We start from the raw sequence: 15,132 nt of genomic DNA, 5'->3' as shown, positions 1-15,132 counted from the left end.
CCATTGTCGCGCCATTGGTCCGAGAGACAATGGCGACGGGGTGGCAGCCCCCGGCGGTCGGGCGCGTCAGCGCCCGAAACTCAGTTCTTCACCACGTCCGAGAGCATCAGCAGGAAGGACGGCTCCAGCGAGAAGTTCTCGACCCGGGCGCTCGTCACCGCATTCTGCTTCCAGTTCGCGACGAAGACCCAGGGCGCGTCATCCTGCACGATCTCCTGCATCTGCTTGTAGAGCTCAGCGCGCTCCGCCTGGTCGGTCGAGACGCGGGCCTGTTCCAGCAGGTCGTCCACCTCGGGGTTCGAGTAGTAGCCCGAGTTGAAGCCCCCGCCTCGGGCCATGCATCGGTGCGCAGGGCAAGGTAGGGCAGGGTGTCGGGGTCGTTGGTCATCCAGGCCATCTCGGCCATGTCCGCCTTGCCCTCCAACCCCGGGTTCACCTCGCCGAGGAAGGTGTTCCACTCGTAGGTCTCGATGCTGACATCGAAGCCCACCGCTTCCAGATCCGCCTCGGATGGCGGTGCCCATGGGGATCGGGTCCAGCATGCCGGAGCCGCCTTCGGTCACGTAGAAGGTCAGTTCCGCACCCTCGGCCCCGGCCTCGGCCAGCAGCTCCCCGGCCTTCTCCGGGTCGTAGGGGTAGGGCTCCAGCGCGTCGTTATAGGCCCATGCGAAGGCGGGCGGCGTCGGCCCCGCGGCGACCTCGGCGGTGCCTTCCAGCACGTCGTTGACCAGCGCTTCCTTGTTGATCGCGTAGTTGGCGGCCTGACGGACCAGCTTGTCGGAGAAGGGGCCTTCCTTGGCGTTCAGGATCAGGAACCAGACATGCGGTCCGGCCTGCTCGATCACCTTGTACTGGTCGCTCTCGAACTGGCCCAGCGAGTTCGGCGGCACCTCGACCATCATGTCGATGCCGCCCGCCAGCATTTCTGCCACGCGGGTGTTGGCGTCGGTGATCGGGCGGAAGACCACCGCCTCGGTGCCCGCCGTCTCGCCCCAGTAATCGGGGTTCTTCTCGATCACCACCGCTTCGTTCGAGCGCCACTCGGCGAATGTGAAGGGCCCGGTGCCAACCGGCGCGCGCCCGAAGTCGGCGCCGCCCGCCTCGACAGCGGCGGGCGAGACCAGCAGGCCGGTCGGGTAGGCGAGGTTCGACAGGAAGGGGGCGTAGGGCTCGGAGAGGGTGAATTTCACCGTCAGATCGTCCACCGCTTCGGTGGATGCGACCGAGCCGAAGAAGAAGGCCAGCGGGAAGGGGCCGGTGTTGTGGAAGGGGTGATCCTCGTTCAGCATCCGGTCGAAGTTGAACTTCACCGCCTCGGCATTGAAGGGCGTGCCGTCGTGGAAGGTCACGCCCTCGCGCAGGGTGAAGGTGTATTCGGTTCCGTCCTCGCTGACCTCCCATCCTGTGGCCAGCTGCGGTTCGACCTCCAGCGTGCCGGGCTTGTAGCGCACCAGACCCTCGTAAAGGTTCACGAGGATGCGGAAGTCGTTCACCGCCGTCACGGCTGCTGGATCCAGAGATTTCGGCTCTGCGATCTGGCCGACGATCAGCACGCCGGGCGGGGTCTGGGCCGGGGCGGGCGCGGCAAGCGAGCCAAGCGCCAGTGTCGACGTGGCGGCGGCAAGCAGCGTCCGGCGCGTCAGGCTGAGGATGGTCATGGAAGGGCTCCCTGTTTTTATATGGATTCGAAATTATCATGATAATTTGCACCGGTCAATTTTTCATGATAATTTCAGGGTGGCTTTCAGGAGACCTGTATGACCTTCTCGCTTCTTGCCCGGGATCCGGGCACCGGAACCCTTTGCGCCGCCGCCGCGACCGGATCGCTTTGCGTGGGGGGCTGGGTGCTGCGGGGACGGCTCGACGCGGGTCTGAGCGCAAGCCGAGGCGCCGCGCCCTCGACCTTCTGGGGAGAGGATGTGCTGGACCGGATGGCCGGGGGCAAGGCGCCTCGACCGCCGTGGCCGAGGTGACCGGCGCGGACAGGGGGCGCGCCTGGCGGCAGCTTGCGGCCCTTGATCCGACGGGGCGGGCGGCGGCCTTCACCGGCGAGGAGAACACCCCGCAGATGGGCGCACGGTCTTTTCCCGGCGGGATTGCCTCGGGCAATATGCTGGCCGGGCTGGAGGTGCTCGACGCCCTGTCGGAAGCCTTCCAGGGCGCGGGCGGTTCCCCGGCAGAGCGCCTGATCGCCGCGCTGCGCGCCGCCGACCGGGCGGGCAGCGACAGCCGGGGGTTGTTCTCTGCGGCGCTGCTGGTCCTCAGCCCGGCCCATGCGCCCCTGACCCTGCGCATCGATTACCATGACAGCGACCCCATCGGCGCGCTGCAGACGCTGCATGCCCGCGCGACCAGTGGCGGATATGGCCGCTGGGCGCGGCAGGTGCCCTGCGCCGAGGACCCCGAGCGCATCCTCTCCGAGACCGATTTCCGCGACTGACCGCACCGGCGCCGGCCTGCCCGCATTCATCCGACTAAAATAATCGGAATTGACATTCCCGACTGTAGTGGTCAGGTTTCCCGCAAAGCAACGGGGATTCTGGAGACCGCCATGGCTCTGCATCGGGACAGCGACAGCGAGACCGAGCCGCGCCGCCGACCTTGCGTTTTGCGCGGCAGAGGCGCGGGCCCTTGCGATGCGCCTGACGCCGCCGGGGGCGGGTCTTCTGGACCGGCTGATCGACGGGGCGCGGTCATGAGCCTGCACAACCCGCCGCGCGGCGGCTCTCCGGTCGGGCGCCTGTCGCAATATGGCGCCGTCGAATCCGGCGCGATCCTTTACCTGCGCCTCTGCCTTGGGTCGCATGGCGCGATCGACCGCGCCCGGTCCGGGCTGATCGAGGCGCTGGGGGATGCCGCCGGCAGCCGGGCGACCGAGGCGCTGACGGACCTCGTGACGATCCTCGTCGATCACGGACGCCGCCCGATGGCCTGCCACGGGCTGGCCTGCCAATGCGTCGGCGCCGACGAGGCCTGCCTTGCGCAAATGGTCGGATGTGCGGCGGAAGGCGCGATGGAGGATGCCACCCTGATGGCCACGCTGATGGTCCGGGCCGACCTTGCCCCGGCGCTGGCCGGGGCCGCGCAGGCCTTCGGGCTGTGGCTGAACCAGATGAACCGCCGCGTGATGGCGGCCCACCGGGCCGACGTCCATCGCGGGCGCCTGCATTGATCCACAACTGACTGACTGACTGACGAAGGGAACAGACCCCATGAAGACGACAGCGACAGCCATGGCTCTGGCACTGACCGCCGCCCTGCCCGCGATGGCGGACAAGGCCGCCGTGCTGGACACCTACGCCGATATCGCGCAGGCCGGATACGAGGACAGCCTGAGCAAGGCGCAGGATCTTCAGGCCGCCGTCGCGGCGCTGATCGCCAATCCGTCCGAGGCGACGCTGACCGCCGCCCGCACCGCATGGCTGGAAGCCCGCGTGCCCTACCAGCAGACCGAGGTCTTCCGCTTCGGCAATGCCATCGTCGACGACTGGGAAGGCAAGGTGAACGCATGGCCGCTGGACGAGGGCCTGATCGACTATGTCGATGCATCCTACGGCGGGGCCACGGATAAAAACGCCTATGCGGCGCTGAACGTGGTGGCCAACCCGACCTTCACCCTGTCGGGCGAAGAGGTCGACGCGACAGAGATCACCCCGGCGCTTCTGGAAGAGACCCTGCAAGAGGCCGATGCGGTCGAATCCAACGTTGCCACCGGCTATCACGCGGTGGAATTCCTGCTCTGGGGGCAGGACCTGAACGGCACCGATCACGGCGCGGGTGAGCGTCCCTGGACCGACTACGCGACGGGCGAGGCCTGCACCGGCGGCAATTGCGACCGCCGTGGCCAATACCTGAAGGCCGCGACGGACCTGCTGGTGTCCGATCTGGAATACATGGCCGCGCAATGGGCCGAGGGCGGCGAGGCGCGCGCCACCGTGACCGGCGACGAAGACGCGGGCATCGTGGCGATGCTGACCGGCATGGGCAGCCTGTCCTACGGCGAGCAGGCGGGCGAGCGCATGAAGCTGGGCGTCATGCTGAACGACCCCGAGGAAGAGCACGACTGCTTCTCGGACAACACCCACAACTCGCATTTCTATGACGGCATGGGCATCCGCAACGTCTACTTCGGGGAATACGTCCGCATCGACGGGTCGGTGGTGAGCGGTGAAAGCCTGTCCTCGCTGGTGGCGGCGGCTCGACGCGGATGTGGACGCGGCCCTGCGCGCCGACATCAACCAGACCATGGTGGAGCTGGGCCAGATCAAGGCCGCCGCCGAGGCGGGCTTCAGCTACGACCAGATGCTGGCGCGCGGCAACGCAGGCGGCGAGGCGCTGATCATGGCGGCGGTCGACGCATTGGTGCAACAAACCTCTGGTATCGAGCGGGCGGTGACCGCGCTTGGCCTCGACCGGATCGGCTTCGAAGGCTCCGACAGCCTCGACGACCCGGACGCGGTCTTCCAGTAACGCCACCCCGCCGGGGCGTCGCGGGCGCCCCGGGCTACCGCCCGTCCAGAAGGAAGCGGCCATGATCGTCTGCCACTGCATGAACATCTCGGACCACGATATCCACGCCGCCGTGGACTGGATGCGCGCCTCGGACGAGGCGACGCTGATCACGCCGGGCAAGATCTACCGGGCGCTTGGCAAGAAGGCCGACTGCGGCGGCTGCCTGCCGCTGTTCATGAAGACCATGCAGGCCAACGACAATTTCGAGGTGCCGCTGGAACTGCGGCACCTGCGCCGCCTCGAACGTAGAGGACGCGGCTGACCGCGCCCTTGCAGGACCCAAGGCAGAAGACCACACTAACGCCGGTAGGTAAGCAAAAGGATTCCGACCATGAAGGGTGATGCGAAGGTCATCGAATATCTCAACGCGGCACTGCGCAGCGAGTTGACGGCGGTCAGCCAGTACTGGCTGCATTATCGCCTGCAGGAAGACTGGGGTTTCGGCAAGCTCGCCGACAAGTCGCGCGCCGAAAGCATCGAAGAGATGCATCACGCCGACAAGCTGATCCAGCGGATCATCTTCCTGGAAGGTCATCCGAACCTGCAAAAGCTGGACCCGCTGCGCATCGGCCAGACCCTGAAGGAGACGCTGGAGTCGGACCTCGCCGCGGAACATGAGGCGCGCACCCTGTATATCGAGGCCCGCAACCACTGCGACTCCGTGGGCGACTACGTGTCGAAGAACCTCTTCGAGGCGCTCATCGCCGACGAGGAAGGCCACATCGACTACCTCGAAACGCAGCTGGGCCTTTACGAGACCCTCGGCGCATCCAACTACAGCCAGCTTCAGGCCAAATCCTCGGACGAGGCGGAATAAGCGCCCAAAGAGACCTGTTATGAAAAAACTCATGCTGTCGCTGCTTCTGGCGGCAGCCTTTCCCGTCGCCGCCGAACTGCCGGTTCTGGACGACCTGCACCTGCCGGTGGTGCCCCGCACCGCCGACGAGGCCGCGCGCATCGCCCGCGTCACCGCCGCGCCCACCGATTTCACCGCACCCGAGCGGTTCGAGGCCAAGCCCGGCGGCGCGGCCACGGTGCGCAGGCGGTCCAGCGCGGATGCCTTCTCGCAGCCCTCGGCCAATATCGGCTTCGAGGGCGAACTGACCTTCAAGATCGGCAACGGGCTGTTCAAGAAACTCTGGGTCTCGTCGCCTTCATCGACGCTGGCCTCTGACGGGCTGGGGCCGGTGTTCAATGCGCGGTCCTGCCAGCGCTGCCACCTGAAGGACGGGCGTGGTCATCCGCCCGAAGGGCCGGACGACAACCGCGTGTCGATGTTCCTGCGCCTGTCGGTGCCCTTCGATCAGACCGACATGACAGAGGTCGAGGCCTACCTCGCGACGCTGGGCGGGGCGCTGGCGCGGCCCGAACCCACCTACGGCGGACAGTTGCAGGACGTCGCCGTCCTTGGCCATGCCGCCGAGGGCCAGATGCAGATCACCTACGAAGAGGTGCCGGTGGCGCTGTCGGGCGGCGAAGAGGCGTCGCTGCGCAGGCCGACCTACAGTGTGTCAGACCTTGGGTACGGGCCGATGGCCGAGGACGTGATGCTGTCGCCCCGGGTGGCGCCGACCATGCTGGGGCTTGGCCTGATCGAGGCGATCCCGACGGCGGATATCCTTGCCCACGCGGACCCCGACGATATGGATGGCGACGGCATCTCGGGCCGGGCGCAGGTGGTCTGGTCGCTGGAACACGACGCGCCGATGCTGGGCCGGTTCGGCTGGAAGGCGGGCAACCCCACGGTCCGCGAACAGTCCGCCGGGGCCTTCGCGGGCGACATCGGCATCTCGAACCCGTTGCACCCCTTGCCCGGCGGAGATTGCACCGAAGCGCAGACCACCTGCCTTGCCGGGCCGCATGGCGACGGCGACGCGCGCGGCGCTGAGATCGACGCCGAGGGGCTCGACCTCGTGACCTTCTACAGCCGCAACCTGGCCCTGCCGGAACGGGTCCTTGTAGACGATCCGCAGGTGTTGCGCGGCAAGCGGGTGTTCCACGAGACCGGCTGCGCGTCCTGCCACGTATCGAAGTTCGTCACCCATCGGCTGGCGGAGGATAGCGCGCAGAGCTTCCAGCTGATCTGGCCGCACTCCGACTTCCTGCTGCACGACATGGGGGAGGGGCTGGCCGACAACCGCCCCGAAGGGCTGGCCACGGGCCGGGAATGGCGCACCGCGCCGCTGTGGGGGATCGGCCTGACCGAACAGGTCAACGGCCACACCTATTTCCTGCACGACGGTCGCGCGCGGTCGCTGCTGGAAGCCGTCCTCTGGCACGGCGGCGAGGCGCAACCCGCCCGCGACCGTGTCGTCGAGATGCCGCCCGAAGACCGCGCCGCCCTGATCCGCTACCTGGAGAGCCTCTGATGCGCCTAGCCCTTGCCCTGTGCTGCCTTGCCTCGCCCCTTGCCGCCGGGGTCGCGGAGGCTGTTGACGACCACATCCTGCCCGCCTTCGATAGCTTCGTGGGGGATACGCAGGCGCTGAATGAGGCCGCGCAGGCCGATTGCACCGCCGAGGCGGTGAAGCCCGCCTACCAACGCGCCTTCGATGGCTGGATGGGCATCGCCCACCTGAACTTCGGCCCGCTGGAGGCCGACGGGCGCGCGCTGGCCATCGCCTTCTGGCCGGACAAGCGCGGTATCGTGGCCGGGACGGTTGCGGCGCTGCAAGGCGACGAGGATGCGGCGGTGAACGATCCCGCCACCTTCGCCGAGGTCTCTGTCGCCGGGCGCGGGCTGTTTGCGCTGGAGCGGCTGCTGTACGAGACCGAATACACCGCCGGGGATTACGCCTGCCGCTACGTGCAGGCCGTCAGCGCCGATCTTGCCCGGATGGGTGCCGAGATGCGCGCCGGGTGGACGGAACACGCCGGGCTGCTGACCACGGCGGGTGACAATGCCACCTACCTGACTGGGCGCGAGGCGGCCTCGACCCTCTACACCGCGCTGCTGGCGGGGTTGGAGTTCACCGCCGACCAGCGGTTGGGGCGGCCCTCGGGCACCTTCGACCGGCCCCGACCGGAACGCGCCGAGGCGCGGCGCTCGGACCGGCTCGCTGCGGAATGTCGTGCTGTCGCTGGAGGCGACGCGCGGGCTGGCCCGGACCCTTGCCGAGGGCCCGATCCCGGCGACCGAGGCGGCCTATGACGAGGCGCTTCGGCTGGCCGCCGATCTGGATGATCCGCTGTTCGCGGGGGTCGACGACCCCGCGGGCCGCCTGAAGGTCGAGATCCTGCAACAGCACGTTCGCGCGCTGCGCACGGTGATCGCGGCAGAGATCGGCGCCGGGCTGGGCCTGTCCGAGGGGTTCAATTCGGCGGATGGAGACTGAGATGCGGCGGCGGCACTTCCTGACGGCTCTGCTGGCCTCGGCGACCCTGCCGCAGGTGACATGGGCGGACGCGGGCAACCCCGCCTTCCTCGCCGCCGCGCAAGAGCCCGACGGCACCTTCGCGCTGTTCGGATTGTCCGAGCAGGGGCAGGACCTGTTTCGCATTCCCTTGCCGGCCCGGGGCCACGCGGCGGCGGCCCATCCCCTGCGCCCGGAGGCAGTGGCCTTCGCGCGCCGTCCGGGCACCTATGCCCTTGTGATCGACTGTGTCTCGGGCCGGGTCGCGCATCGGCTGGAGGCGCCGGAGGGCCATCATTTCTACGGCCATGGCGCCTTTGTCGACGGCGGCGCGGTGCTGGTGACGACGGAAAACCACATCGACAGCGGCGTCGGGCGGCTGGGCCTCTGGGCGCGCGATGAGGGTTATCGCCGGATCGGGTCGCTGGCCTCGGGCGGCATCGGCCCGCACGAGATCCTGCGTCTGCCCGGTGACGTGCTGGCGGTGGCGAACGGCGGCATCCTGACCCATCCCGACCGGGGGCGCGAGAAACTGAACCTGGACAGCATGCGCCCCAACCTGTCCTACGTGACGGTGACCGGCGGCCTGCAGGAAAGCGTGGAGCTGTCGGAAGACCTGCACAGGGCCTCGATCCGGCACCTCGCGCATCGCGACGGCCTTGTGGGCTTTGCCATGCAGTGGCAGGGCGACCTGTCGGAGCCCGTGCCCCTGCTGGGGCTGCACCGCAAGGGCGGGCGCGTGACGCTGTGCGAGGCCGATCTGGCGGAACAACTGGCGATGCAGGGTTACGCGGGCAGCGTGGCCATGGACGCGGGCCGCGTGGGGATCACCTCGCCCCGTGGCGGGCGGCTGCATCTGTTCGGCCTCGACGGGGAGTTCCTGACCGCGCTCAGCCGCTCGGACATCTGCGGGCTTGCGGCGGGGGCCGAGGGTCTCGTGGCCACGGATGGCCACGGCGGCGTTCTGTCCTGCACGGACCGGCTGGCGCCCCTCACGGTCGCGCGCCGCGCCTGGGACAATCACTTGGTCCGGCTGGGTTGAGACCTCAGAGGCAGGCCCAGTCGGTGAAGGTGTAGCGGCGCGGCCTGGGGGCACCGGGCTGGGGCTGCGGGTGCTTGTCGCGGGGCGTGCGCTTCGGTTTGGTCATATGTTCGGTCATATCCAGTACCTCCTGAAGCGCCGGGCCTTATCCTTGAAACAGGATGGCCCTGCCGCGCCCTGGGCGCCTTGGGGCAATCCTGTCACGGCGTGAACCACGTTAAAGGCCGGACGCTGTAGATGTCCCAATGGTGCTACGCGGCAGAGGTTCCGAACAGTGTGGGAATCCGGAGGGTCGGGTATCCCGGACCGTTGCGCCCCTGCAACAGTGCCGGTCGGTCGGGGGGCCAGCCGGGCGGCGGTTGCCCGTTGCATGCCCCGGGCACGCAAGGCAGAGTGCGCGCAACCATGGGAGGGATGGATGGGCGTGATCCTTGCGGGCGTATTGATGGGCCTCGGCGGCACTCTGGCGATGGACCTCTGGGCGCTGTTGCTGAACCGGCTTTTCGGGTTGCCGCTGGCGAACTGGGCGCGGGTCGGGCGCTGGGTTCTCAACCTGCAAGAGCGGGTGTTCCACGACGATTTCGACCGGGTCGCCCCGGCACAGGGCGAGCTGGCGGTGGGCTGGGTGTTTCACTACGCGGTCGGCGTGGTCTATGGCGTGGTCTTCGCGGTGCTTGCCGGACGCGACTGGATCGCGGCGCCCAGCTTCGTTCCGGTCTGGATCTTCGGCATCCTGACCATCGCGGCGGGCTGGTTCCTGCTGCAACCGGCGATCGGCGCCGGCTGGGCGGCCTCGCGCACCCCAAGCCCGGCCCGGACCCGCATGCTGGGCCTGCTGGCGCATACGGTCTTTGCGCTGGGGATGTGGGTCACGGCCCTGCTGTTCTACTAGAAGGGCGCATGAAAAAGGGCGGGATCAGACCCGCCCTTCGTATTCAGTCGCCTGTGAACCGCTCAGAGCAGTTCGAGGTTGCCCGCGGACTCTTTGCCGTCGCGGTCGGACTGCAGTTCGTAGGAAACCTTCTGGTTGTCCTGGAGGCCGGTCAGGCCCGAACGCTCAACGGCGGAGATGTGCACGAACACGTCTTTGCCGCCATCTTCGGGCTGAATGAAGCCGTAGCCTTTGGTGGTGTTGAACCATTTCACGGTGCCGGTGGCCATCGTGAGAACTCCTGTCTGTGGTCCGCACGCGGGATGCTGCGGGTCGGCGTAGGTCAGAGCAAAATCGGAGCTCTGTCGCCGTGAAAGGCAGACAGGAAGGCGAATCTGGTAACGTAGCGGTGTGGTATATCGCAGGTTCCGTGATTCGGAGCAAGGGTCAAGGTGCGGCGCCGATCACACCCTTGGTGAGGATCAGGTTGCCGTAGAGCCGGAATTCGCCGGTCTGCACCACGGCAAAAGCCTTTTGGGCGCGTTCGTAGAATGCGAAGCGTTCCAGCCGCGCGATCGGCGCGGGATTGTCGGCGGTATCCACAAGGGCCTGAAACTCTGCGAAAATCGGCGGGCTGGCCGTTGCGTCGCCGACCACCTGCATGACATGCGCATTGGCCTCGACAAAGCTGTCGAGCGGCAGGAGGTGGAGGATCGCTTTCGCAGCCTCGGTGGCGGAAATCCCGTCCATGCGGTGAACGCGCCGGCCCATGGCGTGGGCGGGGAAATTGGCGTCTCCGATGACGATCTCGTCGCCGTGGCCCATCTCGGCCGGGGTCTTCAGGAGGTCGGGGGAGAGCAGGGCGGGGATGTGGTGCAGCATGGCGGCATGTGAACGCGGGCGGCGGCGTTAGGCAAGGGCGAAAGCGCCGGGCGGGCGGGTCCAACCTTCTGCGCTGGCGGCGCCCGGCATGGATCGAAGGTACGTTCCGCCCGGTGGCCTGCGGCAGGGCGACGGGCGGCCCTGGCCTTGCATCTCTGCCGCAGGGGGCTGGCCCGATCCCTTTCCGGGTCGGGCCGCTTTTTTGCTCAGCGCGTGAACTTCTTGTGCTTCAGGCGCTTGGGTTCCAGGGCATCGGCGCCCAGGCGGCGCTTCTTGTCCTCTTCGTAGTCCGAGAAGGCGCCCTCGAACCATTCCACATGGGCCTCGCCCTCGAAGGCGAGGATATGGGTGCAGATCCGGTCGAGGAAGAAGCGGTCGTGCGAGATCACCACGGCGCAGCCGGCGAAGTCGACAAGGGCGTCTTCCAGTGCACGCAGGGTTTCCACGTCGAGGTCGTTGGTCGGTTCGTCGAGCAGGATGACGTTGCCGCCTTCCTTCAGCAGGCGCGCCATGTGGACGCGGTTGCGTTCACCACCCGAGAGCAGGCCGACCTTCTTCTGCTGGTCGCCGCCCTTGAAGTTGAAGGCGCCGCAATAGGCGCGGCTGTTCTGCTCGGCATCGCCCAGCTTGATCACCTCGGCGCCGCCGGAAATCGCCTGCCAGACGGTGTCGTCGGGGTTCAGGTCGTCGCGCGACTGGTCGACGTAGGACAGCTGCACCGTGTCGCCCAGTTCCACCGTCCCGGCGTCGGGTTCTTCCTTGCCGGTCAGCATCTTGAACAGCGTCGACTTGCCCGCGCCGTTGGGGCCGATGACGCCGACGATGCCACCCGGCGGCAGCGAGAAGGACAGGTCCTCGATCAGAAGCTTGTCGCCCATGGCCTTCTTCAGACCCTCGACCTCGATCACCTTCGAGCCCGGGCGCTGGCCGTTGGGAATGATGATCTGGGCGCGCGACAGCTTTTCGCGCTCGGACTTCGAGGCCATCTCGTTATAGGCCTGAATACGCGCCTTGGACTTCGACTGGCGCGCCTTGGCGCCCTGCCGCATCCATTCCAGTTCGCGCTCCAGCGTCTTCTGCTTGGCCTTGTCCTCGCGGGCTTCCTGTTCCAGCCGCTTGGCCTTCTGTTCCAGCCACGAGGAGTAGTTGCCCTCGTAGGGGATGCCGCGACCGCGATCCAGTTCGAGGATCCAGCCGGTGATGCTGTCGAGGAAGTAACGGTCGTGGGTGACGATCAGGATCGTGCCCTTGTAGTCGATCAGGTGCTGTTGCAGCCAGGCGATGGTCTCGGCGTCGAGGTGGTTGGTCGGTTCGTCGAGCAGCAGCATGTCGGGCGCTTCGAGCAGCAGCTTGCACAGCGCAACGCGGCGGCGTTCCCCGCCCGAGAGGGTCGCGACGTTGGCGTCGTCCGGCGGGCAGCGCAGCGCCTCCATCGAGACGTCGATCTGGCTGTCGAGATCCCAGAGGTTCTCGGCGTCGATTTTGTCCTGCAGCTGGGCCATCTCCTCGGCGGTCTCGTCCGAGTAGTTCATCGCCAGTTCGTTGTACTTGTCGAGGATCGCCTTCTTCTCGGCGACGCCCAGCATGACGTTTTCGCGCACCGTCAGCGTCTCGTCGAGATGCGGTTCCTGCGGGAGGTAGCCGACCTTGGCGCCCTCTGCGGCCCAGGCCTCGCCGGTGAAGTCCTTGTCCATGCCGGCCATGATCTTCATCAGGGTCGACTTACCCGCGCCGTTGACGCCGACGACGCCGATCTTGACCCCGGGCAGGAAGCTTAGGCGGATGTTTTCAAAGCACTTCTTGCCACCCGGATAGGTCTTGGACACCCCGTCCATGTGGTAGACATACTGGTAAGAGGCCATGATATCGCTCCGCAAATCTGTGCCGGTTTGCTGCGGAGTATCTCAAGGGCTGTGCGGGCGCAATGCTGCGGCGGGACCGAGCCGCTGCCGGGGCCGTCTTTGATCCTGATTTTGCGAGGAAAGCCAGGGTCTTGACGGTCGTTCGGGGCAGTTGGGCAGCGGCCCTTGCCGATCGGCTGGCCGGGATCGCAGCCGACATTGTCCTCTGCCAATGCGCCGGGGGCAAAGCGCGGCGCGCCCGGACGCGCAACCCCGGGACGCCGGGCCCATGCTCTGTGCTTGCCTTCGGATGCGGGGCTTCGTACCCAAGGCACCGGCCTTGCCCGGTTCAATGACGTCCCGGACGGCCCTTGAGGAGACGTCTTGTGCGCGAAGGCCTTGCAGCTGGGGTACTGGCACCGGGTATGACCGTCGGTCTGCTTGGCGGCAGCTTCGATCCCCCCCACGCGGGGCACCTGCACCTGTCACGCGAAGCCCTGAAACGCTTCGGGCTGGACCGTGTCGTGTGGCTGGTGTCCCCGGGCAACCCGCTGAAGCCCGATGCCCCCGCGTCGATGATGCGCCGCATGCAGGCCGCCCGGGCGATGATCGACCACCCGCGAGATCGCCGTCAGCGACTTCGAGGCGCGCAACCGCACCCGCTTCACGGCGGAAAGCCTGTCTGCGCTGCGGGCGCGGCACCCGATGGTGCGGTTCACATGGCTGATGGGGGCCGACAATCTTGTGCAGATCCACCGTTGGGAGGATTGGCACAGCATCTTTGCCAGCGTGCCGGTCGGTGTCCTTGCCCGACCGGGCATGCGCCGCGCGGCGCGCAATTCCGTCGCCGCCCGGATCTATCGCGCCGCGCAGCTTCCGGCCCATGCGGCACGGCGCCTGCCGACCAGCGAGACCCCGGCATGGTGCTTTCTCAACATGCCGATGCTGGACGTGAGTTCTTCGGCGCTGCGGGCCTCGGGGCTGTGGAGCCGGGACGAGGGCGCCCTTGCCGAGAAGTGATCGGGCCCCCGCAAGGATCGGTTGCCGTATGGCGCGGGAATCGCTTAGATCGGCGGTATGAGCGACGGGATATCTAGACGCGGCATGCTGGGTGGGGCGCTGGCCCTGATCCTGACCGCAAACTCTGTGCGCGCGGAGTCTGCCGCGCCTGCGACCTCGCTGCGTCCGGTCGGGCGCGCGGACGATCTGCTCAGGCGCAACCAGGCCACTGGTGAGGAACTGATCGCCAAGGCGCGGCTGGGGGCGAATGCAGAGGTCAGCTATGCGGTGGCCAATATGCAGACCGGGCTTCTGCTGGAAGAGCATTCCCCCGCGACGGGCCTGCCCCCGGCCAGCGTGGCCAAGGCGCTGACGGCCTCTTATGCGCTGGACGTGCTGGGCCCGGAGTACCGTTTCGAAACGCGGATCCTAGCAACCGGCGGGATCAAGGACGGCATCGTTCAGGGTGACCTGATCCTTGCGGGCGGCGGCGACCCGACGCTTGACACCGACGGCCTTGCGGCGCTGGCGGCCAGCATGAAGGCGGCGGGCGTCACCAGCGTGCTGGGAGAGTTTCAGGTCTGGGGCGGGGCGCTGGCCTTTGCGCCCGAGATCGACACGGAACAACCGCCGCATGTGGGCTATAGCCCGGCGGTCTCGGGGCTGAACCTGAACTACAACCGTGTGCATTTCGAGTGGCGCCGCAACGGGTCCGGCTACGTGGTCAACATGGATGCGCGGACGGCGGCGCATCGGCCCTCTGTGCAGTTCGCGCGGATGGACGTGGTGGCCCGCAGTCTGCCGGTCTACACCTACGACGACCACGAGGGCCGCGACGACTGGACCGTGGCCCGCGGCGCGCTGGGTGATGGCGGATCGCGCTGGCTGCCGGTCCGCAAGCCAGAGCTTTACGCCGGCGAGGTCTTCCAGACCTTCGCGCGCACGCAGGGGATTTCCCTGAACGCGCCGGTGCCGGTGACGGCCCTGCCCGAGGGCGCCGAGGTCGTGGCCACGCAGGACAGCGCGCCGCTGCGGGTGATCCTGCAGGACATGCTCAAGTGGTCGACGAACCTGACGGCGGAGGCCGTCGGCATGGCGGCGAGCAAGGCGCGCCTGGGGCAGGTGCCCGAGACGCTGAAGGCCTCAGCGGCAGAGATGAACGCCTGGGCGAAAGAGCGGATCGGTGCCGTCGAGGTCGCGCTGGTCGATCACTCGGGCCTTGGCGGGGACAGCCGGGCCAGCGCGCTTGACATGATGCTGGCGCTCAAGACGGTGCGGCCTCTGCTGGAGCTGAAGCCGCTGCTGAAGCCCTTCACCATGCGGGACAGTCAGCGGCGCGTGGTCGAGGACCATCCGCTGAAGGTGCATGCGAAGACCGGCACGCTGAATTTCGTCAGCGGTCTTGCGGGCTTCGTCGATCTGCCGGACGGGACAGAGCTGGTCTTTGCGATCTTCTGCGCCGACGTGGCGCGGCGCGAGGCGCTGCCGATGGCGCAGCGCGAGCGTCCCGAGGGCGGGAACTCGTGGAACGTGCGGGCGAAGACCCTGCAACAGGCGCTGATCGAGCGCTGGGGCGTGATGTACGCGGCCTGAGGCCCCGCCTGACGCCGGATGTGACGAGGCGGGCCGCTG

Annotated in this window: 12 protein-coding genes and 4 pseudogenes; 12 read left to right on the top strand and 4 right to left on the bottom strand. The window is 67.6% G+C overall.

Features of this window, described 5'->3' with window-relative positions:
• Positions 1-80 precede the first annotated feature (80 nt).
• A pseudogene (locus ABFB10_RS06350) lies at positions 81-1,658 on the bottom strand (ABC transporter substrate-binding protein).
• A 99-nt stretch (positions 1,659-1,757) separates the two neighbouring features.
• Between ABFB10_RS06350 and ABFB10_RS06340 the strand changes: the two are divergent.
• The 10 genes and pseudogenes from ABFB10_RS06340 to ABFB10_RS06295 all read left to right on the top strand — a co-directional run bounded on the left by ABFB10_RS06340 (position 1,758) and on the right by ABFB10_RS06295 (position 9,799).
• A pseudogene (locus ABFB10_RS06340) lies at positions 1,758-2,440 on the top strand (DUF1028 domain-containing protein).
• 255 nt (positions 2,441-2,695) lie between these two features.
• A complete protein-coding gene (locus tag ABFB10_RS06335) occupies positions 2,696-3,172 on the top strand; it encodes a hypothetical protein (protein WP_347165858.1) in 477 nt (158 codons plus the stop codon).
• A 40-nt stretch (positions 3,173-3,212) separates the two neighbouring features.
• Positions 3,213-4,470, top strand: a pseudogene (locus tag ABFB10_RS06330) (imelysin family protein).
• A gap of 61 nt (positions 4,471-4,531) precedes the next feature.
• Positions 4,532-4,774: a (2Fe-2S)-binding protein gene (locus ABFB10_RS06325; protein WP_347165857.1), complete on the top strand. Its 243-nt coding sequence runs from the start codon at positions 4,532-4,534 to the stop codon at positions 4,772-4,774.
• Positions 4,775-4,843: 69 nt separating this feature from the next.
• Entirely contained in the window at positions 4,844-5,329 is a 486-nt protein-coding gene (gene bfr, locus ABFB10_RS06320) for a bacterioferritin (protein ID WP_347165856.1), read from the top strand.
• Positions 5,330-5,360: 31 nt separating this feature from the next.
• Complete coding sequence (locus tag ABFB10_RS06315; RefSeq protein WP_347167949.1) at positions 5,361-6,881, top strand: di-heme oxidoreductase family protein; 1,521 nt, start codon at positions 5,361-5,363, stop codon at positions 6,879-6,881.
• On the top strand, positions 6,881-7,663 hold the full coding sequence (locus ABFB10_RS06310) for an imelysin family protein (RefSeq protein ID WP_347165855.1): 783 nt from the start codon (positions 6,881-6,883) through the stop codon (positions 7,661-7,663). The genes ABFB10_RS06315 and ABFB10_RS06310 overlap by 1 nt, the downstream gene beginning before the upstream one ends.
• The gene (locus tag ABFB10_RS06305; RefSeq protein ID WP_347165854.1) at positions 7,584-7,847 is read left to right on the top strand and encodes a hypothetical protein; all 264 of its coding nucleotides are present in this window, start codon (positions 7,584-7,586) and stop codon (positions 7,845-7,847) included. Before ABFB10_RS06310 ends, ABFB10_RS06305 begins: the two co-directional genes overlap by 80 nt.
• Before the next feature lies 1 nt (position 7,848).
• Positions 7,849-8,907, top strand: coding sequence for a DUF1513 domain-containing protein (locus ABFB10_RS06300; protein WP_347165853.1), 1,059 nt, complete (start codon positions 7,849-7,851; stop codon positions 8,905-8,907).
• A gap of 418 nt (positions 8,908-9,325) precedes the next feature.
• Positions 9,326-9,799 carry a DUF2938 family protein gene (locus ABFB10_RS06295; RefSeq protein WP_347165852.1) on the top strand — a complete coding sequence of 158 codons (474 nt, stop codon included), beginning with the start codon at positions 9,326-9,328 and terminating at the stop codon, positions 9,797-9,799.
• A 62-nt stretch (positions 9,800-9,861) separates the two neighbouring features.
• Here ABFB10_RS06295 and ABFB10_RS06290 read toward each other — a convergent pair whose 3' ends face one another.
• The 3 genes from ABFB10_RS06290 to ettA all read right to left on the bottom strand — a co-directional run bounded on the left by ABFB10_RS06290 (position 9,862) and on the right by ettA (position 12,522).
• Positions 9,862-10,068: a cold-shock protein gene (locus tag ABFB10_RS06290; RefSeq protein ID WP_347165851.1), complete on the bottom strand. Its 207-nt coding sequence runs from the start codon at positions 10,066-10,068 to the stop codon at positions 9,862-9,864.
• Positions 10,069-10,225: 157 nt separating this feature from the next.
• Entirely contained in the window at positions 10,226-10,660 is a 435-nt protein-coding gene (locus tag ABFB10_RS06285; RefSeq protein WP_347165850.1) for an RbsD/FucU family protein, read from the bottom strand.
• Between the two features lie 206 nt (positions 10,661-10,866).
• Complete coding sequence (gene ettA / locus ABFB10_RS06280; RefSeq protein ID WP_347165849.1) at positions 10,867-12,522, bottom strand: energy-dependent translational throttle protein EttA; 1,656 nt, start codon at positions 12,520-12,522, stop codon at positions 10,867-10,869.
• Positions 12,523-12,926: 404 nt separating this feature from the next.
• On the opposite strand from ettA, the pseudogene ABFB10_RS06275 reads away from it, so the two are divergent.
• A pseudogene (locus tag ABFB10_RS06275) lies at positions 12,927-13,521 on the top strand (nicotinate-nucleotide adenylyltransferase).
• A gap of 57 nt (positions 13,522-13,578) precedes the next feature.
• Positions 13,579-15,093, top strand: coding sequence for a D-alanyl-D-alanine carboxypeptidase/D-alanyl-D-alanine endopeptidase (gene dacB, locus ABFB10_RS06270; protein WP_347165848.1), 1,515 nt, complete (start codon positions 13,579-13,581; stop codon positions 15,091-15,093).
• The last annotated feature ends 39 nt before the right edge of the window (positions 15,094-15,132 follow it).

It is taken from the genome of Ponticoccus litoralis (assembly GCF_039769985.1).
Lineage (GTDB): Bacteria > Pseudomonadota > Alphaproteobacteria > Rhodobacterales > Rhodobacteraceae > Ponticoccus > Ponticoccus litoralis.
The sequence above is the reverse complement of the archived record's forward strand: the minus strand, read 5'-3'. Positions and strand labels throughout refer to the sequence as shown.

Excerpts from the sequence above, each read along its gene's own strand:
- ABFB10_RS06315 (WP_347167949.1), top strand. The coding sequence starts at position 5,361 with ATGCTGTCGCTGCTTCTGGCGGCAGCCTTTCCCGTCGCCGCCGAACTG.
- ettA (WP_347165849.1), bottom strand. The coding sequence starts at position 12,522 with ATGGCCTCTTACCAGTATGTCTACCACATGGACGGGGTGTCCAAGACC.
- ABFB10_RS06295 (WP_347165852.1), top strand. The coding sequence starts at position 9,326 with ATGGGCGTGATCCTTGCGGGCGTATTGATGGGCCTCGGCGGCACTCTG.
- ABFB10_RS06310 (WP_347165855.1), top strand. The coding sequence starts at position 6,881 with ATGCGCCTAGCCCTTGCCCTGTGCTGCCTTGCCTCGCCCCTTGCCGCC.
- ABFB10_RS06325 (WP_347165857.1), top strand. The coding sequence starts at position 4,532 with ATGATCGTCTGCCACTGCATGAACATCTCGGACCACGATATCCACGCC.
- dacB (WP_347165848.1), top strand. The coding sequence starts at position 13,579 with ATGAGCGACGGGATATCTAGACGCGGCATGCTGGGTGGGGCGCTGGCC.
- bfr (WP_347165856.1), top strand. The coding sequence starts at position 4,844 with ATGAAGGGTGATGCGAAGGTCATCGAATATCTCAACGCGGCACTGCGC.
- ABFB10_RS06300 (WP_347165853.1), top strand. The coding sequence starts at position 7,849 with ATGCGGCGGCGGCACTTCCTGACGGCTCTGCTGGCCTCGGCGACCCTG.
- ABFB10_RS06290 (WP_347165851.1), bottom strand. The coding sequence starts at position 10,068 with ATGGCCACCGGCACCGTGAAATGGTTCAACACCACCAAAGGCTACGGC.
- ABFB10_RS06335 (WP_347165858.1), top strand. The coding sequence starts at position 2,696 with ATGAGCCTGCACAACCCGCCGCGCGGCGGCTCTCCGGTCGGGCGCCTG.
- ABFB10_RS06285 (WP_347165850.1), bottom strand. The coding sequence starts at position 10,660 with ATGCTGCACCACATCCCCGCCCTGCTCTCCCCCGACCTCCTGAAGACC.